Here is a 26,168-nt window from a genome sequence, read left to right on the forward strand (position 1 = left end):
TTCCACGGGCGATTCCACGGTTTTCTGGGGCTAGCTTGCTGATCACCCCACGGGTTCCGCACCACGTTCCCAGTGACCGTTTCGAGGAGTTCCCCATGCCCGCACTGTCCGCGTCCCGCAAGGTCGCCGCCGTCGCCGCCGCAGGCCTCGCCCCGCTCGCCCTGACCCTGCTGGCCGCACCGCCCGCCGCCGCGCACGGTTCGATGGGCGACCCGGTCAGCCGGGTGTCCCAGTGTTACGCCGAGGGCCCCGAGAGCCCGAAGTCCAAGGCGTGCAAGGCGGCGGTCGCGGCCGGCGGCACGCAGGCGCTCTACGACTGGAACGGCATCCGCATCGGCAACGCCGCCGGGCAGCACCAGAAGCTGATCCCGGACGGCAAGCTGTGCAGCGCGAACGACCCGCAGTTCAAGGGCCTGGACCTGACGCGTGCCGACTGGCCCACGACCCGCGTGAGCAGCGGTTCGTACACCTTCAAGTACCGCGTGACGGCCCCGCACAAGGGGAGCTTCAAGGTGTACATCACCAAGCCCGGCTTCGACGCGGCGGGGCCGCTGGGCTGGGGTGACCTGGACCTGTCCGCCCCGGTGGCGACGGTCACCGACCCGGTCGCCTCGGGCGGTTTCTACACCTTCTCCGGAAAGCTGCCCAAGCGCTCGGGCAAGCACGTGCTGTACGCGGTCTGGCAGCGCTCGGACAGTCCGGAGGCCTTCTACTCCTGCTCGGACGTGTCCTTCGGCGGCGACAGCGGCACGAAGAGCGAGACGTTCGGCGGCGCCGCCCCGGCCCCCTCGGCCTCCGCCCCGTCCGAGAAGCAGATCGCGGCGGCGGCCGACAAGTCGACGATCGAGCACCACGGCCACGGCGACCAGGACGCCGAGACGACCACGGACCCGGCCGCCCCGGCGGCCCCGGCCGAGGCTGCCGACGGTGAGCCGAACCAGGTCGAGGCCGCCGGCGGGGCCCCCGAGAGCCTCGCCGAGACCGGCGGCGACAGCAACACGCCCTACGTCGCCGTCGGCGGTGCCGCCGCGCTGGCACTGGGCGCGGCGGCACTGTTCGCGTCGGCCCGCCGGCGGACGCTGAACGGTGGCCGGCACGGTCGCTGACCCGGGACCGGGAGACGAGGGCCCGGCCGGCGGCTCAGGCCGGACGGGCCCTCGTCCCGTGCCGGGCGCCCGGCCCGGGTCCCGGGTCAGCCGAGGACCGAGGCGCAGGTGGTGGGGGTGGCACGCGCCGGGTCCAGCGCGTTGGCCACCTCGTGGAAGGCGATCCGGTCGAACAGCCCGATCGCCAGGTGCTCCGACACGTCGAGGGGGCAGAGGTCCTGCAACAGGACGTTGCGCACGCCGGGCCCACTCAGGTACTGGCTCCGGTACGGCGTGACCACCTCGTCGTACCGGGTGGCGAGGACGGTGTAGCGGACACCGGGCACGGTGTCGCCGCCCTCGTTGAGCTTGGTGAGGACGTCCGAGCCGACCACCTGGTCGGTGAGGGCGGGGGTCTCCTCGGTGAGCAGGTCCTCCACCCCCGGGAAGTACGGCAGCAGGTTGGTGAGGCCGGACAGGGTGGTGCCGTGGTTGCTGGGCGCGATCCCGACGAGGGCGTTCACCTCGTCGGCTCCGCCGAGGAACTTGAGGTAGTAGCGGGGCATCATGCCGCCCTGCGAGTGGCCGACGATGTCGGTCTCGGCGGCGCCGGTCGCGGTGAGCACCTTGTCGACGTAGGCGGCGAGCTGCCCCGCCGACTTGTCGACCGGGCCGAGACCGTGGAAGAAGGGGACGCCGGGCAGTTGCCCGTAGTCGAGGGAGAAGACGCAGTAGCCGCGGTTCTTCAGATAGGGCGCGAGGCCCAGCCAGTTGTCGACGGAGTTGCCGAAGGTGCCGTGGACCAGGACGACGGGCCGGGGGTGGGCGGCGGAGGGCTTGCAGGAGTAGTCGTTCCAGCCGGCACTGGGCCGCGCGTCGGCGGCGTGGGCGGTGGTGGTGGCCGGGACCAGGACGACCGCGGTGGTCAGCAGCAGCGCGGTCAGCGGTCTGAGCACGCGTTTCCAGGGCAGCATCGGGTGATCTCCTTGCGGCTCAAGGGAGTTGCGATGGCAGGACGCCCTGTGATCCGGATCACGAGGATGCTGTTCACCCGTCAAGTTACGGACGAGTAGTGCACATGTGAAGTTACGCGTCAGTAAAAACTTCCAGTGATAACCGGCGCCGGGCGGGCCGCGGGCGACCGGCCGCGGGCGTCACGGGTCACCAGGCGGGCCGGACCGGTCCCCCCGGCGCGACGCGCAGCAAGCGGTCGCGCAGCGCGCGGACCTCGCCCTCGCCGAGCACGTCCACCCACGCGCGCACCGCCTCCCCCGCCGCCTCCTGCGCGGCCCGCGTGCAGGCCCATCCCGACTCGGTCAGCACGACCAGCCGGGCACGCGCGTCGGCGGGGTGCGGCCGGCGTTCGGCGTACCCCTTGCGCACCAGTTCGTCGACGAGCTGACTCGCGGCCTGTTTGGTCATCCCGAGGTGCGCGGCGAGGTCGGTGACCGTCGCACCGTCCGGGGCGAGCCGGGCGAACGCGAATCCGTGCGCGGGCCGCAGCCCTTCGAAGCCGCGGGCTACGACACCCTCGTGGATGCGCTGCGTGAGCCCGCCGGCGGCGGCGAGCAGGGCGGCGGACAGGGCCATGGCGTCGGAGTTCTGCACGGGGGCATTGAAACACCCTTGACGCAATGGTCAAGCAGCTTGACCATGGAGACCGACAGAAAAGTCAAGCAGCTTGACCATCAGCCCTGTACCGGCAGGAGGCCGTCATGCCCGTCGTCCGCTCGTCCGAAGCAGTCGTCCACGAGATCCACGGCGCCCGCTTCGTCTCGTACGCCACTCCCCGCACCGGCAGCAAGGAGCTGTGCGCCTGGCGGGGCGAGATCCCCGCGGGGACGAAGGCCCCCGCCCACACCGTCAACCGGGAGGAGATCCTCCATCTGCTCACCGGCGAGCTGCTCATCACCCTCGACGGCCGCACCGAGCGCGTCACCGCGGGCGACACCGTGATCATCAACCCGGGGGCGACCCTCGCCGTCGAGAACCCCACCGACCGGACCGCCGTCTCCTGGGTCACCACCTCCGTCGGCCTGGAGGCCGAACTCGCCGACGGCACCCTGATCTCTCCCCCGTGGGCCAACTAGACGATCCGAACGGCAGACCCGGCTAGGCCGCCAGGCTCCCCGGCATCACCGCCCGTGGTCCGAACTTCGCCCGCGCGCGGTCCGCGACCTCCTCGATCCGGCGGACCTTCTCGTCCACGGGGTCGAAGGTGAGCTGGTGGGAGGCCTGCTCGGCGGGGGCGAGTCCCTCGGCGCGCAGGGACAGCGAACGGACCCGGGCGCGCTGCAGGCCGAGCGCCTCGTACATGCCGTACGCGGTCCTCGTCAGCGCCGCGGAGTGCGCCGTGGGCTCCCCCAGGGCGCGACTGCGGGTGGTGGCGGAGCGGTCGGCGTAGCGCACGGTGAGGGTCAGCGTCCGGCACACCTTGTCCACGGCGCGCAGCCGGGCGCCCAGTTCCCCGGCGGCCGAGAGCAGGGCGCGACGGTGCCGGTCGGGGTCCAGTTCGTCGCGGGTGAAGGGGCGTTCGGTGGCCAGGGAACGGGAGACGCCGTTGGGGACGACCCGGCCGCGGTCGATGCCGTTCGCCCTCTCGTGCAGCTCGCGGCCGGCCTTGGCACCGACCAGACGCTGGAGCGTGGACAGGGGCGCGGCGGCGACCCTGCCGAGGGTGTCGAGGCCGTACTCGCACAGGGTGCGGGCGGTCGCGGTGCCGACGCCGGGCAGCGCGGCGACGGGCCTGCCGGCGAGGAAGTCCCGCACCTCGCCCTCGGGTACCGCGCGGGTCAGTCCCGGCCGGGCGTCCCGCAGCGCCATGCGGGCCGTCATCGGGCCCGGCCCGGCGCCGATCACGCAGTCGACGCCGTACAGCGCGAGGGCGCGGACCCGGATGACCGAGGCCAGTTCCACGGCGTCCCGCCCGAAGTATCGCTCGGCGCCGCGCAGATCGGCCAGCGCCCCGTCCGGCGGCAGCGCCTCGACGACCGGTGTGAACTCCTCCAGCAGCCCGAGCAGCCGCGGCAGGGCCGCCTCGTACATCGGCGGCAGCTGGAAACGTACGCAGAGAATGGTCATCCCGCACTCCCCGGACTCTGGTGCCACAACTTCCTTCCCACCGCGGGCCCTTCGCCCGCGGGGCGCAGATCGGCCCAGGGGTGCATCTCGTACCCCGTGGCCATGCGGATCTTCCGGCCCTCCGCTTCTCCCCCGTCCTTCGTCCCGCTTCGCTCCCCCGGCTCCGCCCCGTCCTCCACCGGGCCCCGGGTCAGCCGGGCCGCGACGCCCTCCAGCCCCTCCTCCCGGCGCACCTCCAGCAGGTCGGCGAGGTTCCAGGCGGCGGAGCCCACCACGCTGAGGCTGCGCGGGCTGCGCCGCTGCACCACCCCGCGCACCAGCAGCAGCCAGGAGTGGAAGACGGTGTGGGCGCAGGCGTCGTGGGAGTCGTCGAAGAAGGCGAGGTCGACCAGGCCGGTGCCGTCGTCCAGGGTGGAGAAGATGACCCGGCGGCCGGAGCGGACCGGCGGCGTCTGGGTGGCCGCCTTGGCTCCCGCGACCAGCACCGTCTCCCCGTGCCGGGCCTCGCGCAGCCGCTTGGCCGACAGGACGCCCAGCTCGTTCAGGAAGGTGCGGTGGTCGTCCATGAGGTTGCGCGAGGCGTCCATGGACAGCACGCCCAGTTCGGCGCTGAGCTTCTCCGCCGAGGTGAGGTCGGGCAGTCCGGCGGAGGCGGTCCTGCGTCCGCCGGACAGGGGGAGCTGGTCGCCGCGTCCGGCCCGGGCGCCGCGGTGCAGCTCGGCCAGGTGCAGTTGCAGGTCGCGGCGGTTGGCGCCGAACGCGTCCAGCGCGCCGACCTGGGCGAGCCGTCCGGCCAGGGGCCTGCTGGGGCGCGCCCGCTCCCAGAAGTCGAGCAGGGAGGCGTACGGCTGGCCCTCGGCGATCCGTTCCGCCTCGGCCTCGCTGATGCCGTGCACGTCCGAGAGGGCGAGGCGCAGGCCCCACACGGAGGCCTTCCGCTTCTCGGACACCAGTTCGATCCGATGGGCGACCCCCGACTTGTTCACGTCCAACGGCAGGATCGGCACCCCGCGCCGCCGCGCGTCCGCCAGCAGCAACCGCTTCGGGTACATGCCGGGGTCGTGGGTGAGCAACCCGGCGTAGAAGGCGGCCGGGTGATGGGCCTTCAGCCACGCCGACTGGTACGTCGGGACCGCGAAGGCGACCGCGTGCGCCTTGCAGAAGCCGTAACTGCCGAAGGCCTCGACGATCTCCCAGGTCCGCTGAATCGTTTCCGCGTCATAGCCGTTCGCCGTCGCGTGCTGCGCGAACCACACCTTGATCCGCCCCTGCGACTCCGGGTCGGACAGCCCGCGCCGCACCCGGTCCGCCTCACCGCGCCCGCAGCCGGTCATGACGGCCACGATGTCGATGACCTGCTCGTGGAAGACGACGACCCCGTACGTGCCGGCCAGCGGCTCCGACAGGTCCTCGTGCGGGTAGCGCACCGGTGCCCGACCGTGCCGGGCCTCGATGAACGGCCGCACCATGTCGGCGGCGACCGGACCGGGCCGGAAGAGCGAGATGTCGACGACGAGGTCGTGGAAGGTGGCCGGCTGGAGGCGTCCGACCAGGTCCCGCTGGCCCGGCGACTCGATCTGGAAGCACCCCAGCGTCTCGGCGGAGCGGATGAGCCGGTACGTCGCCGGGTCGCCCTCCGGCACCGCGTCCAGGTCGATCCCGGCGCCCGTCGCCCGCTTCACCTCGGCGACCGCGTGCGCCATCGCCGACTGCACCCGCACGCCGAGCACGTCCAGCTTGAGCAGCCCCAGGTCCTCCACGTCGTCCTTGTCGAACTGCGCCATGGGCAGGCCCTCCCCGCTGGTCGGCACGACCGGCGTACGGGAGAGCAGGGAGGCGTCCGACAGGAGCACTCCGCAGGGGTGCATGGCGACGCCGCGCGGAAGGGCGTCCAGTGCCTCGACCAGCTCCCAGAGCCTGCCGTACCTCTCCTTCCGGCCCGCCAGTTCCCTCAGCTCGGGCAGCTCCTCCAGGGCCGCGCGGGCGTCGCGGGCGTGGATGTGCGGGAAGGACTTGGCGACGCGGTCGATCTCGGCCGGGTCCATGGACAGGGCGGCGCCGACGTCGCGGATGGCGTGGCGCACGCGGTACGTCTCCGGCATCGCGACCGTGGCGACCCGCTCGGTGCCGAAGCGGCCGATGATCGCGCGGTAGACCTCCAGGCGGCGCGCGGACTCCACGTCGATGTCGATGTCGGGCAGCACCACCCGCTCCTTGGACAGGAAGCGCTCCATCAGCAGCCCGTGCTCGACCGGGTCGGCGTGCGCGATGCCGAGGAGGTGGTTGACGAGGGAGCCCGCGCCGGAGCCGCGCGCGGCGACCCGGATGCCCATGGCGCGCACGTCGTCCACGACCTGGGCGACGGTGAGGAAGTAGGAGGCGAAGCCGTGGTGGGCGATGATGTCCAGCTCGTGGTGCATCCGCTCCCAGTACGCGCGGCGCCGGTCGTAGCCGCGCAGCACCATGCCCGCCGCCGCCCGGGAGGCGAGCGCCCGCTGGGCGGTGCGGCGGCCGGCGCCGACCAGGTGCGGTTCGGGGAAGTGGACGGCGCCCATGCCGAGGTCGTCCTCGGGGTCGACCAGGCACTCGGCGGCCGTCGCCTGCGTCTGCTCCAGCAGGCGGTGGGCCGCCTCGCGCCGGAAGCCGGCGGCCTCGACGATCCGCTCGGCGGCGTGCCGCATGGCGTCCGCGTCCTTGAGCCAGGCCTCGCCGGAGTCCAGCTCCTTGCCGGCGCCGACCGGGACCAGGCGGCGGGCGGCGTCCAGGACGTCGGCGACCGGGCCCTGGCCGGGGTCGGCGTAGCGGACGGCGTTGGCGAGCACGGGCCGGACGCCCTGCTCGGCGGCGAAGCCGACGGTGCGGGCGGCCAGGCGCAGGGAACCGGGGCCGGTGCCCTCGCGACCGTGCCAGACGGCCTCCAGGCGCAGGGCGTCGCCGTAGCCCTCCCGCCAGGGGATGAGGAGCCTCGCCGCGCGGTCGGGGCGGCCGGCGGCGAGGGCCCGGCCGACGTCGGACTCGGGGCCGAGCAGGACGGTCAGGCCGTCGGCGTGGTCGGCGGCCCAGGGCAGCAGCGGGGTGCCGGGCGCGGTGTGGGCGGCGGACACCAGCCGGCACAGGCCGGCCCAGCCGCGGGCGCCGTCCCGGGCGAGGAAGGTCACCCGCGGGGCCGACTCGTCGACGAAGGCACCACCGCGCACGGGGCTGCGGCGCCGGTCCCGGCGTACGGAGGTCTCCGTACGCCGGTCGCCTCCGGACCCGGGTGCCGCCGCCACCGCCAGTTCCGCGCCGAACAGCGGGCGGACGCCCGCGCTCGCGCAGGCCTTGGCGAAGCGGACCGTGCCCGCGAGGGTGTCGCGGTCGGTGAGGGCGAGGGCGTCCATGCCCCGCTCGGCGGCGCGCTCGGCCAGCCGCTCGGGATGGGAGGCGCCGTATCGGGCGGAGAACCCGGAGACGGTGTGCAGATGCGTGAAACCCGGCACACACACCTCCCGATCTCATGAACCGACGCCCTTATCGAACGTCTGTTCCCAGCCACCTCACCCCCACCATAGACCAATTCTCGAATGTGTGTGCGACATCCGTTCGGCCCCGTCCCACCTGCACAAACGTCCGCCCTCCCGGACCGTGGTGGACATGTCGCACACCACGGACACCGGCGCGCGAAGTGGCTCCTTCCTCGACGAGGTCAAGGACGCCGTCACCCCACGGGCCACCGTGCTCGTGATCGGCGTGATCGCGCTCCAGCTGCTGTTCATCGCCTCCTACGTGGGGGCACTGCACGACCCGAGAGCGAAGGACGTGCCGTTCGGGGTCGTCGCGCCCGGGGCGGCCGCCGGGCAGACGGTGGGCGAACTGGAGCGGCTGCCCGGCTCACCGCTGGATCCGCGCGCGGTGGCCGACGAGGCGAGCGCCCGGAAGCAGATCATGGACCGGGAGATCGACGGCGCCCTGGTCGTGGCGCCCGCCGGCCGCACCGACACCCTGCTGACGACCACCGGCGGCGGCACCGCCCTCGCCACCGCCCTGAAGAGCATCGTCACCCGCGCCGAGGGGGCCGAGGGCCGCGCGCTGCGGATCGTCGACGTCGCACCGGCCTCCGCCCGGGACTTCAACGGGCTGTCGTCCTTCTACCTGGTCGTGGGCTGGTGTGTCGGCGGCTACCTGTGCGCCTCGATCCTGGCGATCAGCACCGGTGCCCGGCCCGCCAACCCGCGCCGCGCGGCGATCCGGCTGATCTCGATGGCGCTGGTCGCGATCGTCGGCGGGCTGGGCGGCGCGGTGATCACCGGGCCGATCCTCGGTGCGCTGCCCGGCAGCGTGGTGGACCTGTGGGGGCTCGGCGCACTGATCACCTTCGCGGTGGGCGCCGCCACCCTCGCCCTCCAGGGCCTCTTCGGGATCGTCGGCATCGGGCTGGCCATCCTGCTCGTGGTCATCGCGGGCAACCCGAGCGCGGGCGGCGCCTTCCCGCTGCCGATGCTGCCACCGTTCTGGAAGGCGATCGGCCCGGCGCTGCCGCCGGGCGCGGGCACCTGGGGGGCCCGGTCGGTCGCCTACTTCAAGGGGAACGCCATGACCGGGTCCCTGCTGGTGCTGTGGGCCTGGGCGGTCGGGGGGACGGTGGTCACGCTCGTGATGGCCGCGCTGCGCCGCAGGCGGCAGGAGGCGGAGCTGCCCACGCAGGTGGGCTGACCGGCCGCACGTACGCGGCAGCCCCGCCCCTCACGCCGTACGCACGCGGCAGCCCCGCCCCTCACGCCGCACGTACGCGGCAGCCCCGCCCCTCACGCCGTACGCACGCGGAAGTCACGCACGCGGAAGTCCCGCCCCTCGCGCGCGGGACGGGACTTCTGCGTGCTGCTGTGCGCGGTGTGCGGTCAGCCGATCTGCGTACCGGTGGCCGACAGGGCCTCCGTCACCGGCTGGAAGAAGGTCTCGCCGCCCGAGGTGCAGTCACCGCTGCCGCCGGAGGTGAGGCCGATGGCCTTGTCGCCCGAGAAGAGCGAGCCGCCGCTGTCGCCGGGCTCGGCGCAGACGTCGGTCTGGATCAGGCCGTTGACGATGTCGCCGTTGCCGTAGTTCACGGTGGCGTCCAGGCCGGTGACCGTGCCGGAGTGCACCTGGGTGGTGGAGCCGCTGCGGGTCACCTCCATGCCGACGGTGGCCTCGGCGGCGCCCGAGATGGCCTGGGAGGAGCCGTCGTAGAGGTTCACCTCGCTGGGGTGGTCCACGTCGGCGGTGTACTTGACCAGGCCGTAGTCGTCGTCCGGGAAGCTGGACGCCTCGTTCTCGCCGATCACGTTCCCGGAGGAGTCGGACCAGGTCGAGATGGACTCGGTGCAGTGGCCGGCCGTGATGAAGTACGGCTCGCCGCCCTTGGTCACGTTGAAGCCGAGGGAGCAGCGCCCCCCGCCTCCAGTGATGGCGTCGCCGCCCGCGACGAAGGGCTTGTACTCGCCCTTGGTCCGCTTGAGCTCGGCCTTGGCGCCGAGCCCGTCGACCACCTTGGTCAGCTTGGCCCACTCGGCCCCGGAGACCGTGCGGTCGGCGGTGACGACGACCTTGTTGGCGGTCGGGTCGGTCGCCCAGGAGGTGCCCGGGACGGCCGCGTCCTCGGCGAGGGTGGTGCGCGCGCTCTTCAGCTCGGCGAGCGAGTTCTCGACGATTCTGGCCTTGGCGCCGGCCTCCTCGACGGTCCGCGCGGCGGCGTCGTCGAGCACGTTGACCACGAGGCTCTTGGTCTGCGCGTCGTAGTACGTGCCCGCCGCGTCGGTGCCGAGGTCACCGAGCAGCGTGGAGGCGAGCTTTCCGGCCGCCGTGACCGACAGGGTCTCGGGCGCGGTGGCCTTCGGGGCCTCGCTGGCGTTCGCACTCTGGAAGGTGACTCCCGCGGCGATCAGCGCGGTGATTCCCGCACCTACCACGGCGGTCCGCCGCCTGGGTATGCGTCGGTGCTTCAACTCACGTCCTCCTGTGGGGGGTCGGCCCGCGAGGTCGTGGGGTCCTCACGGGCCGGAAGGCTGGTTGACGAGCGCTCACTCTTCCGATTCCACAGGGAGCACACAAGGTCGACTTCAGGACGTGCGCACGACAACTCCAGCACGGTCACACGGCCTTCACCCTTCATGCCGCTTCCAGCGGGATTCGCGCGGCGGACGATCCAGCAAACGTTACGAGCAAGCAACCGGAGGCCGGCCGACCGGAACCATCCCTGTCCGAAATTCACCTCTTGCGTTCCGGGCCTCAGATGTGCGTCTACACGCGATGGCGTCACCGGACCGAGCACGCCGGCGAGGGGCGCACCGGTGAGGGGCGCACCGGTGAGAGGCGCGCCGACGCCGGGCAGGGGAGAGCCCCCGCACACCTGTCGGTGTACGGGGGCTCGCGGTGCGCTGCCGGCTGCGCTCCGGTGGACGGTCTAGTAGACGCTGACGCCGTAGGCGCTCAGGGCCTCCGTGACCGGCTGGAAGAACGTCGTCCCGCCGGAGGAGCAGTTGCCGCTGCCGCCGGAGGTCAGACCGTACGCGGTGCCGTTGCTCCCGTAGAGCGGGCCGCCGGAGTCACCGGGCTCGGCGCAGACCGTGGTCTGTATCAGCCCGGAGACTATGTCGCCGCCGCCGTAGTTGACGGTGGCGTTCAGGGCGGTGACCCGGCCGCTGTGGGTGCCGGTCGTGGAGCCGTCGCGGATGACGGTGGTGCCCACGCTCGGGGTGGCCGCGCGGGTGATGTCCACGCCGTTCGCGGTGCCGGGCCGGCTGACGGAGCCCGAGTACCGGACGATGCCGTAGTCGTTGCCCGGGAAGCTGGAGCCGGTCGTCGAGCCGATGACCGTGGTGCGGCCGGAGTTGGAGTACCAGGAACCCGCGCCGTCCGTGCAGTGGCCGGCGGTCAGGAAGAACTGCTGACCGCTGCTGTTCTGGACGTTGAAGCCGAGGGAGCAGCGCCAGCTGCTCGCGTAGATGGCGTCACCGCCCTGGATGAGCTTGTTGAACGTGCCGGGGGTGCGCTTGACCGTGAGCGCGCCGGCCTTGTCACCGGCCTGCTCCTTGATCTTCGCGATCTCGGCCTGGGAGACCGTGCTGTCGACCGTGAGGAGTACCCGGCCGGTCTTGTTGTCGACGGCCCAGGCGGTGCCCGGGACGTCGGCCTTCAGCACCGCGCCGCTGGCGCTGCTGAGTTCGGCGGCGCTGAAGGTGGCGGGGGTCTCGGACGCGTTCGCGCTGGGGATCGCGATCGCGGCTGCGGCCACGAGGCCGGCGGAAACGGCGATCAGCCGGGTCCGTCTCGTGATGCCGCTGCGGGGGGTGGTGCGCTTGATCCTCACTTCTCGTTCCTCCACAAAGGAAGTAGGGGGCCCTCTCGTGGGGTTGGGGCCCGTGAGGCGCAGCCAGGGACGGACCTCCGGGTTCCGGAAAGGTCGTGCCCCTGACAAGCGCTGAGGTTGGAGTATTCGGCCGAACGGCCGGTCGGCGCAAGAGTGCCTTTCGGCCGCCGGCCTTCGGGGCGGCCGTGAAAGGGCCTGTGAGCAGGCCTTGAACAGGCCTTTGAACGGGACTTTGAAGGGCTTCTGCCGCCCCCGCCGGATCTCAGCGCGCTGCGCGCTCCCCCGCCTCGATCCGGACCTCCAGCGTGTTCCCCGGCGGCGGGAAGGGACAGACGAAGTGGTCGGCGAACGCGCACGGCGGCAGCAGCGCGCGGTTGAAGTCGACCGCCGTACACCCCTCGGCGTCCGGCGCGGCCGGGCGCAGGAAACGGAAGCGGTGACTGGTGCTCCCGCTGGTGGCGTCGGCGAAGACGGCCCACAGCGAGCCGTCCCCCTCGACGCTCACCTGGAGCGTGTGCTCCCGCCCGGCCAGTTCGAAGGCCAGCTCACCGCCGAGGCCGAGCCCGCGCTCCCTGCCGTCCGCGCTCGGCACCCGCACGCTGCGCCGCCCGGTGGCGTACGGCGTGAAGTGCCCCGGTGCCGACCAGCGGGGATCGTACGGCGTGGCCGCGATGCCCCGGAACACGCGCCGCGTCCGCGCGGCCGGGTCGAAGTCGCGCACGCCCCACAGGCCCTCGCGGACCAGGACCACCAGGCGCCGCTCGCCGTGGGCCACCCGGGCCGCGCTCGCCGGGCCCCGGTCGGCCGTGAGCCGCACGTCACCGTCGAGGGACCGCCCGTCCACGGTGCGCGCGTCCGCGCCGGTGGCCGTCAGCAGCACCCCGTCGCCGTCCGGCGTCCAGGTCCCGGGGATGCCCGGAAGTCGTCCGTCCGGACAGTCCTCCAGCCAGTGGGTTCCGGTCAGCGCGAGCGGCCCGTAGGGCGCCGACACCGTCGCGGCGCGGTGCTCGCGCCACCGCCTCCACGCGTCCGAGGCGTCCGAGGCGTCCGTCGCGTCCGTCGCGTCCGTCGTCATGGAGATCACCCCTTCCCCACCGGGTCCGCCAGACCGAGGTGGGACCGCAGGGTGGCGCCCTCGTACGCGGTACGGAACACACCCCGTTCCTGCAGCAAGGGGACCACCCGGTCCACGAACTCGTCCAGCCCGCCCGGGGTCAGATGGGGTACGAGGATGAAGCCGTCGGCGGCGTCCTCGGCCACGAACGCCTCCAGTCCGGCGGCGACCTCCTCGGGAGTGCCGACGAAGGACGGCCGGGCGGTCGTCTCGATCACGGTCTGGCGGATGGACAGCCCCCGCTTCTCGGCGACCGCGACGCTGTCGCCGTACCGGACCCGCCCCTGGCCGAGCCGCGGGCCGGCCACCGGTTCGATGTCGGGCAGCGGCCCGTCGGGGTCGTACGCGGACAGGTCGACGCCCCGGACCTGCTCCGGCGTCAGCAGCGCGGTCCGCGGGGAGACCTGCTGCCACCGGATCTCCTCCGCCCGTTCCCGTGCCTCGGCGGCGGTGTCCCCGAGGACGACGGTGACGCCCGGCATGATCTTGAGGTCGTCCGGGCTCCGGCCGTACTTCGCCAGGCGCCGTTTGACGTCGGCGTAGAAGGCGCGGCCCGCCTCCAGGGTGCCGTGCCGCGTGAAGATCACGTCGGCGCAGGAGGCGGCGAACTCCCGGCCCTCGTCGGAGTCGCCCGCCTGGATCACCACGGGGTGTCCCTGCGGGGAGCGCGGCACGGTGAACTCACCCGCGATGTCGAAGTGCCTCCCGTGGTGGGCGAAGGGGCGGGGTGTGCCGTCCGGGGTCCAGGAGTCCCACAGCTCCCGGGCGGTGGCCACGAACTCGGCGGCGCGGGTGTACCTCTCAAAGTGGTCCAGGAAACCGCCGCGCCGGAAGTTCTCGCCGGTGAAGGCGTCGGAGGAGGTGACCACGTTCCAGGCCGCCCGGCCGCCACTGAGGTGGTCCAGGGTGGCGAGCCTCCGGGCGAGTTCGTAGGGCTCGTTGAAGGTGGTGTTGACCGTGGCGGCCAGCCCCAGGTGCTCGGTGACGGCGGCGAGCGCGTTCAGGACGGTCAGGGACTCCGGGCGGCCGACCACGTCCCGGTCGTGGATGCGTCCCTTGTGCTCGCGCAACCACAGCCCTTCGGCGAGGAGGAAGAAGTCGAACAGGCCGCGCTCGGCGGTACGGGCGAGGTGCTCGAAGGAGGCGAACTCGATCTGCGAGCCCGAGCGCGGATCGGCCCGGACGGTGGTGTTGTTCACGCCGGGGAAGTGCGCGGCGAGGTGCATGCCCCGGCGTCCGGCGGTGTTCCCGCGTACGGTCGTTTTCCCGCGTACGGTCATGAGGTCCCCCCTGCGACGGCGTACTGGTTGGCGGGCCGGGTCAGGCCCAGGTGGTCCCGGAGCGTGCTGCCCGGGTAGAAGGTGCGGAACAGGCCCCGGTGCTGGAGCAGGGGCACGGTGCCGTTGACGAGCCGTTCCAGGTCGCGGCCCGGCTGGGCCGGCGTGAGGTGGAAGCCGTCGACGGTGCCGTCCCGGTGCCAGGCGGCGATCAGTTCCGCCAGGTCGACCGGGCCGCCGCGGTACAGCGGACCCCGTGGCGTGGTCCGGGGCCCGCCCCCGCCGTGGCCGGGGTCGGCCGCGTACTCGCCGTCCGCGAGGTCGACGTCCAGGGCGGCGAGGACCCGCAGGTCGTCCGGGTCCCGGCCGTGCGCCGCCGCGGACGCCCGCAGTTCGGCCCGCGCGGCGGCGGCCTCGGCGGGGTGCGCGGTGCGGACGAGCGCCACGTCGGCGTACCGGGCGGCGACCGCGCGGGCGGGCTCCCCGGTGGCGTCGACCACCCGCACGGGGTGGCCCTGCGGGGGGCGCGGCACGATCGAGGGGCCCCTGACCGAGAAGGCGGAGCCGGTGAAGTCGACGTGGTGCAGCTTGTCCCGGTCGACGAAGCGACCGGTGGCCACGTCCCGGGTCTCGGCGTCGTCCTCCCAGCTGTCCCACAGGCGTGCCGCGACATCGGCGACCTCGCCGGCCTCCTGCCAGAGCGCTTCGGCGGGTGCGGCGTGCCGACGGCCGAAGAGACGGGCCTCGCCCTCGGTGGTGGACACCTCGATCCGCCAGCCGGCCCGGCCGCGGCTGACCCAGTCGAGGGTCGCCACGGCGGCCTGGACGTGGAAGGGCTCGGTGTGGGTGACGGTGACGGTGGGGACCAGGCCGACGCGGTGCGTGGCAGGGGCGACCCGGGACAGGACGGCGAGCGCGTCGGGACCGGGGCGGGCGAACCCGTCGCCCAGGGTCACGAAGTCGAGCGCGCCGCGTTCGGCGAGCCGCGCGGCGGCCACGTAGGGATCGGCGTCGTACGCCGACCGCAGGTCCAGGGCGGCGGCCAGGTGCAGCCGCCCCCTGCCGTGGGAGGAGGTCATGGGGGGTCATCCCTTTCTGGTGCGGGAACGAAGCCGCGGTTTCAGAGGACTTCGGAGAGGAAGGCCCGGGTGCGCTCGTGCGGGCGCTCCAGCACGTCACCGGGCGGGCCCTGCTCGACGATGCGCCCGTCGTCCCTGAACACCACGGTGCCGGCGGCCTCGCGGGCGAACCCGATCTCGTGGGTGACGAACGATCATGATGGTGCCCCGGCGGGCCAGGTCCTTGTCCGCGAGCCCGGCCCGCTCCGGCAGCCGGCGTGCCGCGTCGACGGCCTCGCGGCGCGACGGCCTCAGCGCCGAGACCGGTGCCTCGGTGATGTTCTCCAGCACGGTCAGGTGCGGGAAGAGAGGGAAGTTCTGGAAGACGAAGCCGAGGACCATGACGACGGCGGTCAGCCAGGGGGCGAGCCACAGGCCGCGCAGCACGGCGTCGGAGGTGGAGCGGTCGGCGACGACGCCCCACGGGAAGGCGTCGTCGCGCAGGACGGAGTTGACGGCCGGTCCGAGGAGGACGAGGACGGCGACGGCTGCCGTCCACCGGCCGAGGCGGCGCTCCGGGAGGATCCGCGGGAGGTCCGCCTTGTCCGGGGTCTCCGGTACGGCGACGGGCTGGGCGAGGGTGTCGGAGGACATGTGAAGGCTCCGTGACATCGAGTCAGCCGGACACGGTGGGTGGTGCCTTCACACGGCCGAGCCCCTCAGCAGGGCCGTCCGCCGAGGGTACGGGGACGGTTCGGTCCGCTGTCAAGGATGTCCAGACTGTGAGCCGCGCGCCTCAGATCGTTGACGCGGAACCGGATGCCTGTTCCACTTGGCCCATGCATCCGCAGCAGTGGCTGGTCACGCGCTCCCACATCGACTTCGGTCGAGTGTGGTCCTGTTCCTGTTGAGCCGACCCCCCTGCCTGCCCTGATCACCTGACACCGTCGGGGCTCTTCGGGTTTCCCGTCTTCTCCTCCCCGCCTTCACACGCGCACCCCTCCCCTCGTGCCGTCCCCTGCCTCCCTCCGCTCCCAGGAGACCACTGCCGCGCATACGCCCAGGCGTGCCCGGAAAAGACCCTTCACACCTTTCATCCTGGTCGTCTCGGCGGCCCTGCTGCTCACCGCGTGCGGCTCCGGCGACCCCGCCGGGAACGTCGCGGGGGCGGCGGCCGGCTCCGACGCGGTCCCCACCACGGACGTCGTCTCCGACGTCACGGAGAACGCGGCCGCCGCGAAGCTGCCGCCGCCCGGCACCGGGGAACCCACCCTCGCCGTCAGCGTGGGCGGTGCCCCGCCCGGCACCACCTGTCCGACCGGCGGCAGGACGCTGACCGGCCAGGACGTCGACTTCGCACACCGTCGCGGGCGCGCCCGGCATCCGCCTCACGACGGAACAGGCGTCCTTCGAGGCGCTCCTGCCCGCCCTGGACAGCGGCAAGCACGACGTCGGCGCCGCCGGCTCCGGTGTGACCGAGGAGCGGCGGAAGTCCATCGACTTCGTCACCTGCATCCACGGCGGGCAGGGTTTCGCCGCCCGCGAGGACAGCGAGCCGTCCGAGGTCACGGACCTGAGGCAGCCGTGCGGCCTGAAGGTGACGACCGGCGCCGGCACCGGACCGACGGCCTCTCAGCAGTCGCACCCGCAGCCGTCGCAGCAGCACCCGTCGCCGCAGTTGCTGCAGCACTCGCAGCACTCGCAGCAGTCACCACAGCTGCTGCAGTCGCAGTTGGCGCACGGCCCTTGCTTGCGCTCCCCGCTCCACGGGTCGTGGTACGTGCCGCAGCACAACTGGCACGTACAGGCCAGCCCCAGCCACACGGCGCACCCCGCGAGCAGGCCGCGCCGGTCGCGGCGGGGCGGCTCCGGAGGCATCGGCGCACCGGGGCCGCCGGGCGCACCCGGGGTGGTGCCGGGCGGGGTGTACGGGTGGCTGCCGTGGGCGCGGGAGGCGGTGCCGAAGGCGCGGTCGACGGAGTTGCCCAGCTCGTGCACGAGCAGCCGGTGCACCAGCCGGCCGTCGGTGAACTCCGCCTCGCGCAGCGCGAGGCGCACCCCGTGCACGGCGTCGTCGGCCAGCCGCCGGGCCTCGGTCAGCGGGGTGCCGGTGGCGGTGAGCGGGTTCCAGGCGCCCGCCGCGGCGTCGGCCTCCCGGTCCTCCACGGCGTCCAGCAGGTGGGCGAGCCGGCCGAAGAGGCGTCCGGCCTCGGCGAGCGGCGCGGCGTTGTGCGGCCGTCCGGCGAGGTGGGCGGTGTGCGCGAACGCGGCGGCGGTCGCGGTCTCGGTCGGCTCGGTGACGGTGAGCAGGGGCGTGCCGGGCCCGGCGAGCGCCTCGATGCCGGTCTGCCGGTCGACGGCGTCGACCAGTACGGCGGTGTCGAACCCGACGGCACTGCCACTGCGGGCGCCGGCCGCGTCCCAGCCCGCGGCGACCCGGCGGGCGGCGAGGGCCACCGGCCGGCGGGCCAGCAGCCCGTCCCCGTCAGCGACGTGGTCGCGCACCTTCGCCGAGGCCAGCACCAGGGAGACGGCGGCCGCGAGCCGCGCTCCCTCACCGTGCGCCACGGACGCGGTGCGCATCCCGCGCAGCGGGCACGGCCCCGCCGTACGCCGCCCGGCGCCCCTGCCGCCGCGGACACCGGCCTGAGCCTCCGTCAAAACCGATATGAGCAACCCGTCATAGTTCGTCACGATCCGCGCGAACTGTCCGTGGTCCTTGCGCAGTGCGAGACACAATCCGCACAAATGCGCCATCCACTGGCTCGTGAGGCTCTCTCCCAGCCGGTGCCTGCACGGCCTGACGATTCCGAACACTACGTCCCCCGTGGTTCGTACGACGCTGAGCTGCGGCATCGTATCGCTGTCGAGTTCACCCGTACGCCCGCTCGCTCACCCGTACGCCAGGAAGAATCATATTTCACTCACGGTCAGCACCCGTTTGGGAAACGGGCCTTGGGACACAAGGACTCTCGACGGATCCGCTGTGCACCAGTACCGTCACAAACCCCCCGCGCGGCGTCTATCCACTTGGCGCGACGTCCGCATCATGGATGACCATAGGGATGCGGAAGCACGAAAGAACGCTGTGAGAGGAGGCGTCCATGGGATCGGTACGCAAGGCGAGTGCGTGGCTCGGCCTCGTCGACGACAACGATGACGAGCGCTACTACGACGACGACTACTCGGAGGGCCCCGAGTCCGGGGACGCCTGGGTCACGGACCCCCGGGTGAAGGTGGCCACGGACGTGGCCGAGGAGAAGGGCCGCCGCATCGGCACGGTCACCCCGGACAGCTTCCGGGACGCGCGCGCCATCGGCGAGCTGTTCCGGGAGGGCGTCCCGGTCATCATCAACCTGACGGCCATGGAGGCCACCGACGCCAAGCGTGTGGTCGACTTCGCGGCCGGGCTCATCTTCGGTCTGCGGGGTTCGATCGAGCGGGTGTCCACCCGGGTGTTCCTGCTGAGCCCGGCCGACACCCAGGTCATCAGCGGCGAGTCCGCCGCGCACCGTTCCGACGGTTTCTTCAACCAGAGCTGAGGCGGGGCCGCGCACCACGGCCCCGCCCCCGCCTCACCGGAAGGCGTCGAGTCCGGTGAGCGCCTTGCCCAGCACCAGCTGGTGCATCTCGACGGTGCCTTCGTAGGTGAGCACCGATTCCAGGTTCGTCGCGTGCCGCATCACGGGATACTCCAGGGAGATCCCGTTGGCGCCGAGGATCGTGCGGGCCGTACGGCAGATGCCGATGGCCTCGCGTACGTTGTTGAGCTTGCCGAAGCTGACCTGCTCGGGTCGCAGGCGGCCGGCGTCCATGCGCCGCCCCAGGTGGTGGGCGAGCAGAATCCCCTTGTGCAGTTCGACCGCCATGTCGGCGAGCTTGGCCTGGGTGAGCTGGAACCCTCCGATGGCCCGCCCGAACTGCTCCCGCGACTTCGCGTACTCCAGGGCCGCCTCGAAGGAGCTGCGGGCCGCGCCCATCGCGCCCCAGACGATGCCGTAACGGGCGTGGGAGAGGCAGCTGAGCGGTCCGCGCAGGCCGGTCACCTCCGGCAGCACGGCGTCGGCGGGCAACCGTACGTCGTCGAGCACGAGCTCGCTGGTGACGCTGGCCCGCAGGGACCACTTGTGCTTGATCTCGGGCGCGGAGAAGCCGGTACTGTCGGTGGGTACGACGAAGCCGCGGATACCGTCCTCGGTCCGCGCCCAGACGACGGCGACACCGGCCACCGACCCGTTGGTGATCCACATCTTGCGGCCGCTCAGGATCCAGTCCGCGCCGTCGCGCCTGGCGTGGGTGCGCATGCCGGCGGGGTCGGAGCCGTGGTCGGGCTCGGTCAGCCCGAAGCAGCCGATGACCTCGCCGGCTGCCATGCGCGGCAGCCACGCCCGCTTCTGTTCCTCGCTGCCGAAGCGGTGGACGGCGTACATGGCGAGGGAGCCCTGCACGGAGACCAGGGAGCGGATGCCGGAGTCGGCCGCCTCCAGCTCCAGGCAGGCCAGGCCGTACTGCACGGCGGTCGCGCCGGCGCAGCCGTAGCCCTCGAGCGACATGCCGAGCGCGCCGATGCCGCCCAGTTCGCGGGCGAGCTCCCGGATGCCGGGCAGCTCGCCCCTCTCGTACCACTCCCCGACGTGCGGCAGGACGTGGTCCGCGGCCCACCGCCGCATGGTGTCCCGGATCGCCAGGTCCTCCGGTTCCAGGAGGTCGTCGAGGCCGAGGGGGTCTGCGGGGTCGAACGCGGGCGACTGGGGGGACGACACAGCCATGGGGCACCCTCCGGGACGGCGAAAACTAGCGCTGCTAGTTACGGTTGCGTGCCGACGTTACGACGCGGCGTCCCGCACGTCCACCATGGTCTCCCACCCCGTGCGCTCACACCGAGACGCGCGACTCCACCGTGTCCCGGGGCGCGGGCACGGAAACCCCCTCGCACTGCATCACCCGCGGCAACCGCAACGCCATCACCGCCCCCAGCAGCAACAACCCCGCGCTCACCACCAACGTCACGTGCAGCCCGTGCACGAACGCGTCCGCGGCGGCCCGCCGCAGCGCGCCCCCCGCGGGCCCGCCCAGCTGCCCGGCGACCTCGTACGCCTCCCCCAGCGAGTGCCCCGCGGCCGCCGATGCCGACGCCGGCACCCCGGGCACACCCCCCGCCAGCCCGGGCGCGTACGCCGCGTTCATCACGGTGCCCAGCAGGGCGATCCCGATCCCGGCGCCCAGTTGGTACGACGTCTCCCCGATCGCCGCCGCCCCGCCGGCCTGCGCCTGCGGGGCCTCGCTCAGCATCGACTCGTACGCCCCGAACAGCGTGGTCTCCAGCCCGAAGCCGAGCAGGACGAACCCGGACAGCAGCAGCGCGCAGTTGTCGGCCCGGCCCATCGCCGTCAGCAGCACCACCGCCACGGCCGTCAGACAGAACCCGGCGCACACCATCCGGCGCGGCCCGAACCGGCGCAGCATCCGCGCGCCCGCCAGACCCGCCGCCATCGCGGCGAAGGTCAGCGGCAGCAGCCGCAGCCCGGTCTCCAGCGGGGACAGCCCGAGCACCAGCTGAAGGTACTGCGCCGCGATCAGCTCCAGACCCACCAGCGCCAGCATCGCCAGCACGATGCACCCCACCGACGTGCTGAACGCCGGCCGCCGGAACATCCGCAGGTCCACCAGCGGGTACGTACGCCGCCGCTGCCGTCGCACGAACCCGGCCAGCAGGACCGCGCCGACCACCAGCGGCAGCACGGTGAACACGCTCACCACCGGCTCCCCGCCGCCCAGCCGCTTCACGCCCAGGACGACCCCGGACAAACCGGCCGCCGCCATCAGCGCGCCGACCACGTCCCAGGGACCGCGGCCGTCGCCCTTCGACTCGGGCAGCAGCAACCGCCCCACCGGCAGGCTGACCAGCATCAGCGGGATGTTGACGAGGAAGACCGAGCCCCACCAGAAGTGCTCGAGCAGGAAGCCGCCGAGCAGCGGCCCGACCGCCGCGCCGACGGCGGCCACGGCGCTCCAGACGCCGATGGCCAGGGCCCGCTCCCGCCGGTCGGGGAAGACCTGGCGCAGGATCGACAGCGTCGCCGGCATGATCATGGCGCCGCCGACGCCGAGCAGCGCCCGCGCCACGATCAGGACCTGGGCGGTGCCGGCGAGGGCCGCGAGCGCGGAGGCGACGCCGAAGAGCGCGTAGCCGAGCAGCAGGATCCGCCTGCGGCCCACCCGGTCACCCAGCGTGCCGAACAGGATCAGCAGCGAGGCGCAGACGAGCGGATAGACGTCGACGATCCAGAGCAGTTCGATGGCGCCGGGCCTGAGGTCCTCGGTGACGGCGGGAACCGCCACGTGCAGCACGGTGCCGTCGACGGCGACGAGCAGCAGGCTGACGCAGAGGACGACGAGGACGACCCAGCGGTTGGCACCGGCCCCGGCCGCCCGGCGGCGCAGCGCGGCGGCAGCCGTGGTCGTCCCGGACATGTACGTACCTCCCAGATGTTCCCTCGCGTCCGGCGGGCTGCGCGGGGTGGGGACTCCCTGCGGTTCGGCCGCAGAGACGTGGGGGCTCCGGGCCGGGCAACGGAACGCGAGTGAGTCGTCAGGGTACGCGAGACCGTGCATCACGCACGTGGCGGGCCTCACACATCCCGCGTGACCTGTGTGGCATGCGCCACCGCACCCCGGGAGCCGCCCGCCCCGGCCGGCCGGTCGCCCCCGCGCACGGCAGATAATCGGGCCCGTGACCGATCTTGAAACGCGCGCCCCCGGCCGCCCCGGAGTCCTGCGCCGGGCCGCCCCGGCGCTTCTCGGCTACGCGACCGTACGCGCCCTGGGTCTGCTCGCCCTGGCCCTGTGGAGCGCCGCGCGCGACAAGAGCGCGTACACACTGCTGACCGCCCGCTGGGACTCCCTCTGGTACACCAGGGTGGCCGAGCTGGGTTACGGCTACGAGGTGCGTCTGCCGAACGGCGACGTGCACTCCAACCTGGCCTTCTTCCCGCTGCTGCCCTGGCTGGAGCGGCTCGGCGCGGCGGTGACGCCGCTGTCCTTCGCCGACGCCGGGTTCGTCGTCTCGCTGCTCGCCTCGCTCGCCGCGGCCTGGGGGATCTTCGCGGTGGCCGAGCACGTGTACGGCCGTCGGCCCGCGGTGTGCGCGGTGCTGCTGTGGGCGGTGCTCCCGGTCGGGATCGTGCAGTCGATGGCGTACAGCGAGTCCCTGTTCACTGCGCTCGCCGCCTGGTCGCTGTACGCGGTGCTGACCGGGCGCTGGGTCGTGGCGGGGACGCTGGCCGCGCTGGCCGGGCTGACCCGCCCGGTCGGGCTCGCGGTGACGGCGGCGGTGTGGGTGGCCGCGATCGCGGCATTCGGGCGAAGCCGGAGCGAGGGCGCCCCGGACGGCGCCCACGGACCGGAGAGCGCCCCGGGCGACGGCGCACGGCGCGCACTCGGCGTGCTCCTCGCACCCCTGGGCGCCGCCGGCTACGTCCTGTGGGTCGGCCACCGCACCGGCAAGGGGCCGCTCGGCTACCTCGACGTCCAGGCGGGCTGGCGCAACGGCTTCGACGGCGGCCTGGCCTTCGCCCGGTTCACCGCCGAGAAGTTCACGTCGTTCCCGTCGGCCCTGGCGGGCGTCGGGCTGGTCGTCGGTGTGGCCCTGCTCGTCCGGCTGTACGTCGCCTGCGTACGGCAGCGCCAGCCGCTCGCGCTGCTGGTGTACGCGGGGATCGTCACCCTCCTCGCCCTGTGCGCGTCGAGCTACTTCGGTTCGAAGCCGCGGCTGCTGCTGCCCGCCTTCCCGCTGCTGCTGCCGCTCGCCCTGGCCCTGGCCCGGCTCCGAACGTCCAGGTCGGCACCGGTCGTGGGCGCGGTCGCGGTGGCGTCGGCGGTGTACGGGGCGTTCTGGCTGAACGGCTCCGGGCCACCCTGAGGCCCCGGTCGCCGATGGCGGTGCGGAGAATTCCACGCCAGCATTCGGTGAACGAATTCATAAGCGCAATAAGACGGCCGACCGGACCGATCAAAGTAATTGAAGTCCGGAGTTGCAGCGGATTAGGGATTCCCGGTAAATGAACTGCCGCCTGAGAGGAATCCCACATCACATCGTCATCACAAAGCCCTTGATTCGGCCGGGATCACTCCTCACTCGCTGTAACGTCGATTGGGTGCGTACCGAACGGAAGCTCACCCGTCTGGACCGGGTGTTCGCGAGACTGGACCGGGAGCCGGAACGACCGGCCCTCCTGGACGTGCCGGAGATGAGCCGGCACAGGTTCGCGCTGTTCGCCGGGACCCTCGCGTTCTACATCGCGATCGTGTGGGCCGTACTGATCACCTCGTGGCTGGTGCGGCTCGACTGGCAGGTCATGTTCTTCCGGCCCTACCAGCAGTGGCCGGAGATCCACGCGTTCGTCGACTACTACGTGGTGCTCGGCCAGCGCGGCCCCACCGCGGTGATGGTCGCGGCCTGGCTGGGCTGGCGCTCCTGGCGGCAGCACACGCTGCGCCCCCTGCTCGCGCTGGGCGTCTCGCTGCTCCTGCTGAACGTCACGGTCGGTGCCGCCAAGTACGGCATGGGCCGGCTGGGGCCGCACTACGCGACCACGATCGGCTCGAACGAGATGTGGCGCGGCGGCGATATATTTCCGAGCGGTCACACCGCGAACGCCGTCGTGACCTGGGGCATCCTGGCCTACCTGGCCTCGACGCCCAGGGCCCGGCGCTGGCTGTCGGCCCTGTCGGCGGTCACCTCGCTCGGGGTGGGCATGTCCACCGTCTACCTCGGTACGCACTGGCTCAGCGACGTGCTCCTCGGCTGGGCGGCGGGGCTGCTGATCCTGCTGGCGCTGCCGTGGCTGGAGCCGCTGATCACTCGCGCCGAGGCCTGGATCCTCGGCCTGCGCGACCGCTGGTACGCCCGGCGCGGCCGTGCGGCGCCGGCGAAGCAGCCGGTCAGCGCCCCCGTGGTCCTCACCCCCACGACCTCCGGCCGGGAGGAGGCCCCGGCCCGCGAGCCGCTCGCCGCGCCCCGCACCCGGGCACCGGTCTACCTGGCCCCGGGGCCGCACACGACCCGCTCGGACCGCACGCCGGTCACCCCGGCGGGCAGCCGCCGGCCGCCGCACGCCGACCGCCACCCGCGGAACCCGGCCTCGGCCGCCCGCCATCCGTCGGGCGGCTGACCCCCTTCACGCGACGACGCGGGGGGACCCGCACGCCCCGCGGCTCCCCCGCGCGTCAGCCCTTCCAGGCCCGGGCCACCCGGCCGTCCTTCACCTCGAAGTTGAGCCGGCCCACCCGGTACTCCATCGTGATGATCGTCCCCGGCGCCAGCGACCGCACCGTGGCCCAGCCCCGTGAGCGCGCCTGCCGTTCGGCCGCCTCGGAATCGAGGCCGACGTACCTGTCCGGACTGTCCTGGGGTTCCCCTGAGGGTGTCGGAATCGGTGCCATGCCGCCACGCTATGCCCTGCCCCACGACCGTGGAAGCCCAGGCCGGTATCAGGTGTGACGAAGGCCCCTCCGGTCACATTTCTGTCACAGGATCACGTGCCACGTTTTGACCGAACTCCGTCACACGAACGGACGGTTCCGTACTCCTTCCGCAGGCATTCGAGGTAAATCACCGCGTGTCGCACCGACCCCTCGAATAAACGGGCGAGAAAGACCTTCGACGCACCCCGGGGGCCTCCCCCATTCCGCGGCCGAACGATCCGGAATCGACCTGGAATCGACTCGCGATCGGCCTGCGGTCGACTCGGAAACGACTCCGAAGCGACTCCGTCCGGACTTACGGAAACCGGTCGTCGGCACAGGAAACTCATGTTTCGGTCACAGGTTCCCCGTACCGGGGTACCCGCTCCCCGGCCCGGGACAGGGTGCGGGTGAGCCGGTCGCGGACCGTCCTGATCGTCTCCGTCAGCCCGGCCGGCTCCAGCACCTCGAAGTCGAAGCCCAGCAGCATCAGGTGCACCACCATGACGTCCGGACTCGCGGCGCCGGTGCGCAGGACGCAGCTCTCCGGGCCCTCCGCCTCCAGGACCCCGGCGGTGGGCGAGATCCGCTCGGCGGCCTTCTCCACGGGCACCAGCAGCCGGACCCGGGCGTGCGTGGCGTACGCGCGCGTGGAGACACCCTCGGAGACGTAGGCGGCCAGGTCCGCGGCGGGCGGATCGCGGGGGACGAAGCGGGGTCCGTGCGGCGGCTGCGGCGTGACGCGGTCCACCCGGAAGGTCCGCCAGTCCGTCCGGTCCAGATCGAAGGCGACCAGGTACCAGCGGCGCTCGGAGCACACCAGACGGTACGGCTCGACGGTGCGGCGGGATTCGGTGCCGTCATGGCCGCGGTAGGCGAAGCGCAGCCGCTCGCCGTCCCGGCACAGGTGGGCCAGCTCGGTCAGCACGCCCGGGTCGACGGCGGAGGGCTCGGGCCCGCGCAGCATCGGCACGGTGAAGGCGTTGAGGGCGCCCACGCGGCGGCGCAGCCGGTTCGGCAGCACCTGTTCCAGTTTGGCGAGGGCGCGGACGGAGGTCTCGCCGATCCCCTCGATGCCCTGTCCGGCGGACGCGCGCAGCCCGACGACGACGGCGACGGCCTCGTCGTCGTCCAGCAGCAGCGGCGGCAGCTCGGCGCCCGCGCCCAGCTGGTAGCCGCCGCCGGTGCCGGGGCTGGCGTTGACGGGGTAGCCCAGCTCGCGCAGGCGGTCCACGTCCCGGCGCACGGTGCGCGGGGAGACGCCGAGGCGGTCGGCCAGGTCGGTGCCGGACCACTCGCGGTGGGCCTGGAGGAGGGAGAGCAGGCGCAGCAGTCGTGCCGAGGTCTCGAGCATGGTGCCGAGTCTGCCAGTGGTTGCGGACAGGTACGGTCCGCGGTTCAGGCGGCCGGCGCGGTGACGGACACCGACAGGTCGTCGTCCCGCGTGCAGTACGGGCCGGCCTCCACGAGGCCGTGCGGCGTCCGCACGCGCGTGGGTAGGTGAGGACGGGCTGCTTGTCGGCGACGTCGTCCAGCAGCCGCGCCGGCCGCACGCGCGGTCCGGGCTCGCCGACGGGCCGCAGCCACAGGTCCCACACGCCCGACGCCAGGGTGTCGTGGGGCACGGTGAAGCCGAAACCGGTCCGCTCGGCCACGACGCCCAGCCGGCGCGTGCCGCCCTCGCCGGTGCCGGGCCGCAGGCGCGGCTCGGCATTGGGCGCCGGGGGCGAGCCGCGTGCCGTACACCCGCCCGCGCACCGTCAG

Annotated in this window: 20 protein-coding genes and 2 pseudogenes; 7 read left to right on the top strand and 15 right to left on the bottom strand. The window is 73.0% G+C overall.

Translation table 11 applies throughout. From position 1 onward, the window contains the following. The first annotated feature begins 95 nt into the window (after positions 1–95). Positions 96–1,106 (top strand): lytic polysaccharide monooxygenase, encoded by a 1,011-nt coding sequence (locus KUM32_RS10225; protein ID WP_217141513.1) that lies wholly within the window; start codon positions 96–98, stop codon positions 1,104–1,106. 86 nt (positions 1,107–1,192) lie between these two features. On the opposite strand, the gene KUM32_RS10230 is transcribed toward KUM32_RS10225, so the two are convergent. After that, positions 1,193–2,059: a triacylglycerol lipase gene (locus tag KUM32_RS10230; protein WP_217141514.1), complete on the bottom strand. Its 867-nt coding sequence runs from the start codon at positions 2,057–2,059 to the stop codon at positions 1,193–1,195. Between the two features lie 187 nt (positions 2,060–2,246). Further along, a complete protein-coding gene (locus KUM32_RS10235) occupies positions 2,247–2,693 on the bottom strand; it encodes a MarR family winged helix-turn-helix transcriptional regulator (RefSeq protein WP_217141515.1) in 447 nt (148 codons plus the stop codon). A gap of 107 nt (positions 2,694–2,800) precedes the next feature. On the opposite strand from KUM32_RS10235, the gene KUM32_RS10240 reads away from it, so the two are divergent. Beyond that, the gene (locus KUM32_RS10240; protein ID WP_217141516.1) at positions 2,801–3,175 is read left to right on the top strand and encodes a cupin domain-containing protein; all 375 of its coding nucleotides are present in this window, start codon (positions 2,801–2,803) and stop codon (positions 3,173–3,175) included. A gap of 22 nt (positions 3,176–3,197) precedes the next feature. Here the strand turns inward: KUM32_RS10240 and KUM32_RS10245 are convergent, their stop codons facing one another. Both KUM32_RS10245 and KUM32_RS10250 read right to left on the bottom strand, forming a co-directional pair. After that, positions 3,198–4,166, bottom strand: a complete 969-nt coding sequence (locus KUM32_RS10245; RefSeq protein WP_217141517.1) for a hypothetical protein — start codon at positions 4,164–4,166, stop codon at positions 3,198–3,200. After that, positions 4,163–7,645 carry a DNA polymerase III subunit alpha gene (locus KUM32_RS10250; RefSeq protein ID WP_217141518.1) on the bottom strand — a complete coding sequence of 1,161 codons (3,483 nt, stop codon included), beginning with the start codon at positions 7,643–7,645 and terminating at the stop codon, positions 4,163–4,165. Before KUM32_RS10250 ends, KUM32_RS10245 begins: the two co-directional genes overlap by 4 nt. A 154-nt stretch (positions 7,646–7,799) precedes the next feature. On the opposite strand from KUM32_RS10250, the gene KUM32_RS10255 reads away from it, so the two are divergent. Further along, positions 7,800–8,858, top strand: coding sequence for a DUF3533 domain-containing protein (locus KUM32_RS10255; protein ID WP_217141519.1), 1,059 nt, complete (start codon positions 7,800–7,802; stop codon positions 8,856–8,858). Between the two features lie 185 nt (positions 8,859–9,043). Here the strand turns inward: KUM32_RS10255 and KUM32_RS10260 are convergent, their stop codons facing one another. The 6 genes and pseudogenes from KUM32_RS10260 to KUM32_RS10285 form a co-directional block, all read right to left on the bottom strand. Next, positions 9,044–10,126 (bottom strand): S1 family peptidase, encoded by a 1,083-nt coding sequence (locus KUM32_RS10260; RefSeq protein ID WP_217141520.1) that lies wholly within the window; start codon positions 10,124–10,126, stop codon positions 9,044–9,046. A 458-nt stretch (positions 10,127–10,584) separates the two neighbouring features. Beyond that, entirely contained in the window at positions 10,585–11,490 is a 906-nt protein-coding gene (locus tag KUM32_RS10265; protein WP_217141521.1) for a S1 family peptidase, read from the bottom strand. Between the two features lie 262 nt (positions 11,491–11,752). Beyond that, the gene (locus KUM32_RS10270) at positions 11,753–12,565 is read right to left on the bottom strand and encodes a DUF1684 domain-containing protein (RefSeq protein WP_217141522.1); all 813 of its coding nucleotides are present in this window, start codon (positions 12,563–12,565) and stop codon (positions 11,753–11,755) included. Between the two features lie 5 nt (positions 12,566–12,570). After that, entirely contained in the window at positions 12,571–13,884 is a 1,314-nt protein-coding gene (locus KUM32_RS10275) for an NtaA/DmoA family FMN-dependent monooxygenase (RefSeq protein ID WP_254405305.1), read from the bottom strand. Beyond that, positions 13,881–14,960 (bottom strand): LLM class flavin-dependent oxidoreductase, encoded by a 1,080-nt coding sequence (locus KUM32_RS10280; RefSeq protein WP_217141523.1) that lies wholly within the window; start codon positions 14,958–14,960, stop codon positions 13,881–13,883. The genes KUM32_RS10275 and KUM32_RS10280 overlap by 4 nt, the downstream gene beginning before the upstream one ends. A 41-nt stretch (positions 14,961–15,001) precedes the next feature. After that, a pseudogene (locus KUM32_RS10285) lies at positions 15,002–15,335 on the bottom strand (ectoine/hydroxyectoine ABC transporter ATP-binding protein EhuA); the annotation flags it as partial. A 1,024-nt stretch (positions 15,336–16,359) separates the two neighbouring features. Here KUM32_RS10285 and KUM32_RS43350 point away from each other — a divergent pair. Continuing rightward, positions 16,360–16,479 (top strand): annotated as a pseudogene (locus KUM32_RS43350) (ABC transporter substrate-binding protein); the annotation flags it as partial. A 92-nt stretch (positions 16,480–16,571) separates the two neighbouring features. On the opposite strand, the gene KUM32_RS43355 reads toward KUM32_RS43350, so the two are convergent. Further along, complete coding sequence (locus KUM32_RS43355; RefSeq protein WP_308408629.1) at positions 16,572–17,756, bottom strand: DUF5685 family protein; 1,185 nt, start codon at positions 17,754–17,756, stop codon at positions 16,572–16,574. A 287-nt stretch (positions 17,757–18,043) separates the two neighbouring features. Between KUM32_RS43355 and KUM32_RS10300 the strand changes: the two genes are divergently transcribed. Then, positions 18,044–18,481 (top strand): cell division protein SepF, encoded by a 438-nt coding sequence (locus KUM32_RS10300; RefSeq protein WP_217141524.1) that lies wholly within the window; start codon positions 18,044–18,046, stop codon positions 18,479–18,481. 33 nt (positions 18,482–18,514) lie between these two features. Here KUM32_RS10300 and KUM32_RS10305 read toward each other — a convergent pair whose 3' ends face one another. Next, positions 18,515–19,708: an acyl-CoA dehydrogenase family protein gene (locus KUM32_RS10305; RefSeq protein ID WP_217141525.1), complete on the bottom strand. Its 1,194-nt coding sequence runs from the start codon at positions 19,706–19,708 to the stop codon at positions 18,515–18,517. 106 nt (positions 19,709–19,814) lie between these two features. Beyond that, positions 19,815–21,413 (bottom strand): MFS transporter, encoded by a 1,599-nt coding sequence (locus KUM32_RS10310; protein WP_217141526.1) that lies wholly within the window; start codon positions 21,411–21,413, stop codon positions 19,815–19,817. Between the two features lie 259 nt (positions 21,414–21,672). On the opposite strand from KUM32_RS10310, the gene KUM32_RS10315 reads away from it, so the two are divergent. Together KUM32_RS10315 and KUM32_RS10320 are read left to right on the top strand one after the other, a co-directional pair. Then, positions 21,673–22,860, top strand: a complete 1,188-nt coding sequence (locus tag KUM32_RS10315) for a glycosyltransferase family 39 protein (RefSeq protein ID WP_217141527.1) — start codon at positions 21,673–21,675, stop codon at positions 22,858–22,860. A gap of 235 nt (positions 22,861–23,095) precedes the next feature. Next, the gene (locus tag KUM32_RS10320; protein ID WP_217141528.1) at positions 23,096–24,112 is read left to right on the top strand and encodes a phosphatase PAP2 family protein; all 1,017 of its coding nucleotides are present in this window, start codon (positions 23,096–23,098) and stop codon (positions 24,110–24,112) included. Between the two features lie 55 nt (positions 24,113–24,167). Here KUM32_RS10320 and KUM32_RS10325 read toward each other — a convergent pair whose 3' ends face one another. Both KUM32_RS10325 and KUM32_RS10330 read right to left on the bottom strand, forming a co-directional pair. Further along, positions 24,168–24,383 (bottom strand): I78 family peptidase inhibitor, encoded by a 216-nt coding sequence (locus tag KUM32_RS10325; RefSeq protein WP_217141529.1) that lies wholly within the window; start codon positions 24,381–24,383, stop codon positions 24,168–24,170. A gap of 367 nt (positions 24,384–24,750) precedes the next feature. Further along, the gene (locus tag KUM32_RS10330; protein WP_217141530.1) at positions 24,751–25,758 is read right to left on the bottom strand and encodes a YafY family protein; all 1,008 of its coding nucleotides are present in this window, start codon (positions 25,756–25,758) and stop codon (positions 24,751–24,753) included. Between the last annotated feature and the right edge of the window lie 410 nt (positions 25,759–26,168).

The organism is Streptomyces sp. AC627_RSS907, from assembly GCF_019049165.1.

Bases quoted from the DNA above. Each gene is read 5' to 3' on its own strand.
- KUM32_RS10325 (WP_217141529.1), bottom strand. From the start codon at position 24,383: ATGGCACCGATTCCGACACCCTCAGGGGAACCCCAGGACAGTCCGGAC.
- KUM32_RS10300 (WP_217141524.1), top strand. From the start codon at position 18,044: ATGGGATCGGTACGCAAGGCGAGTGCGTGGCTCGGCCTCGTCGACGAC.
- KUM32_RS10305 (WP_217141525.1), bottom strand. From the start codon at position 19,708: ATGGCTGTGTCGTCCCCCCAGTCGCCCGCGTTCGACCCCGCAGACCCC.
- KUM32_RS10240 (WP_217141516.1), top strand. From the start codon at position 2,801: ATGCCCGTCGTCCGCTCGTCCGAAGCAGTCGTCCACGAGATCCACGGC.
- KUM32_RS10275 (WP_254405305.1), bottom strand. From the start codon at position 13,884: ATGACCGTACGCGGGAAAACGACCGTACGCGGGAACACCGCCGGACGC.
- KUM32_RS10230 (WP_217141514.1), bottom strand. From the start codon at position 2,059: ATGCTGCCCTGGAAACGCGTGCTCAGACCGCTGACCGCGCTGCTGCTG.
- KUM32_RS10270 (WP_217141522.1), bottom strand. From the start codon at position 12,565: ATGACGACGGACGCGACGGACGCGACGGACGCCTCGGACGCCTCGGAC.
- KUM32_RS10255 (WP_217141519.1), top strand. From the start codon at position 7,800: ATGTCGCACACCACGGACACCGGCGCGCGAAGTGGCTCCTTCCTCGAC.
- KUM32_RS10245 (WP_217141517.1), bottom strand. From the start codon at position 4,166: ATGACCATTCTCTGCGTACGTTTCCAGCTGCCGCCGATGTACGAGGCG.
- KUM32_RS10310 (WP_217141526.1), bottom strand. From the start codon at position 21,413: ATGTCCGGGACGACCACGGCTGCCGCCGCGCTGCGCCGCCGGGCGGCC.
- KUM32_RS10280 (WP_217141523.1), bottom strand. From the start codon at position 14,960: ATGACCTCCTCCCACGGCAGGGGGCGGCTGCACCTGGCCGCCGCCCTG.
- KUM32_RS10225 (WP_217141513.1), top strand. From the start codon at position 96: ATGCCCGCACTGTCCGCGTCCCGCAAGGTCGCCGCCGTCGCCGCCGCA.
- KUM32_RS10330 (WP_217141530.1), bottom strand. From the start codon at position 25,758: ATGCTCGAGACCTCGGCACGACTGCTGCGCCTGCTCTCCCTCCTCCAG.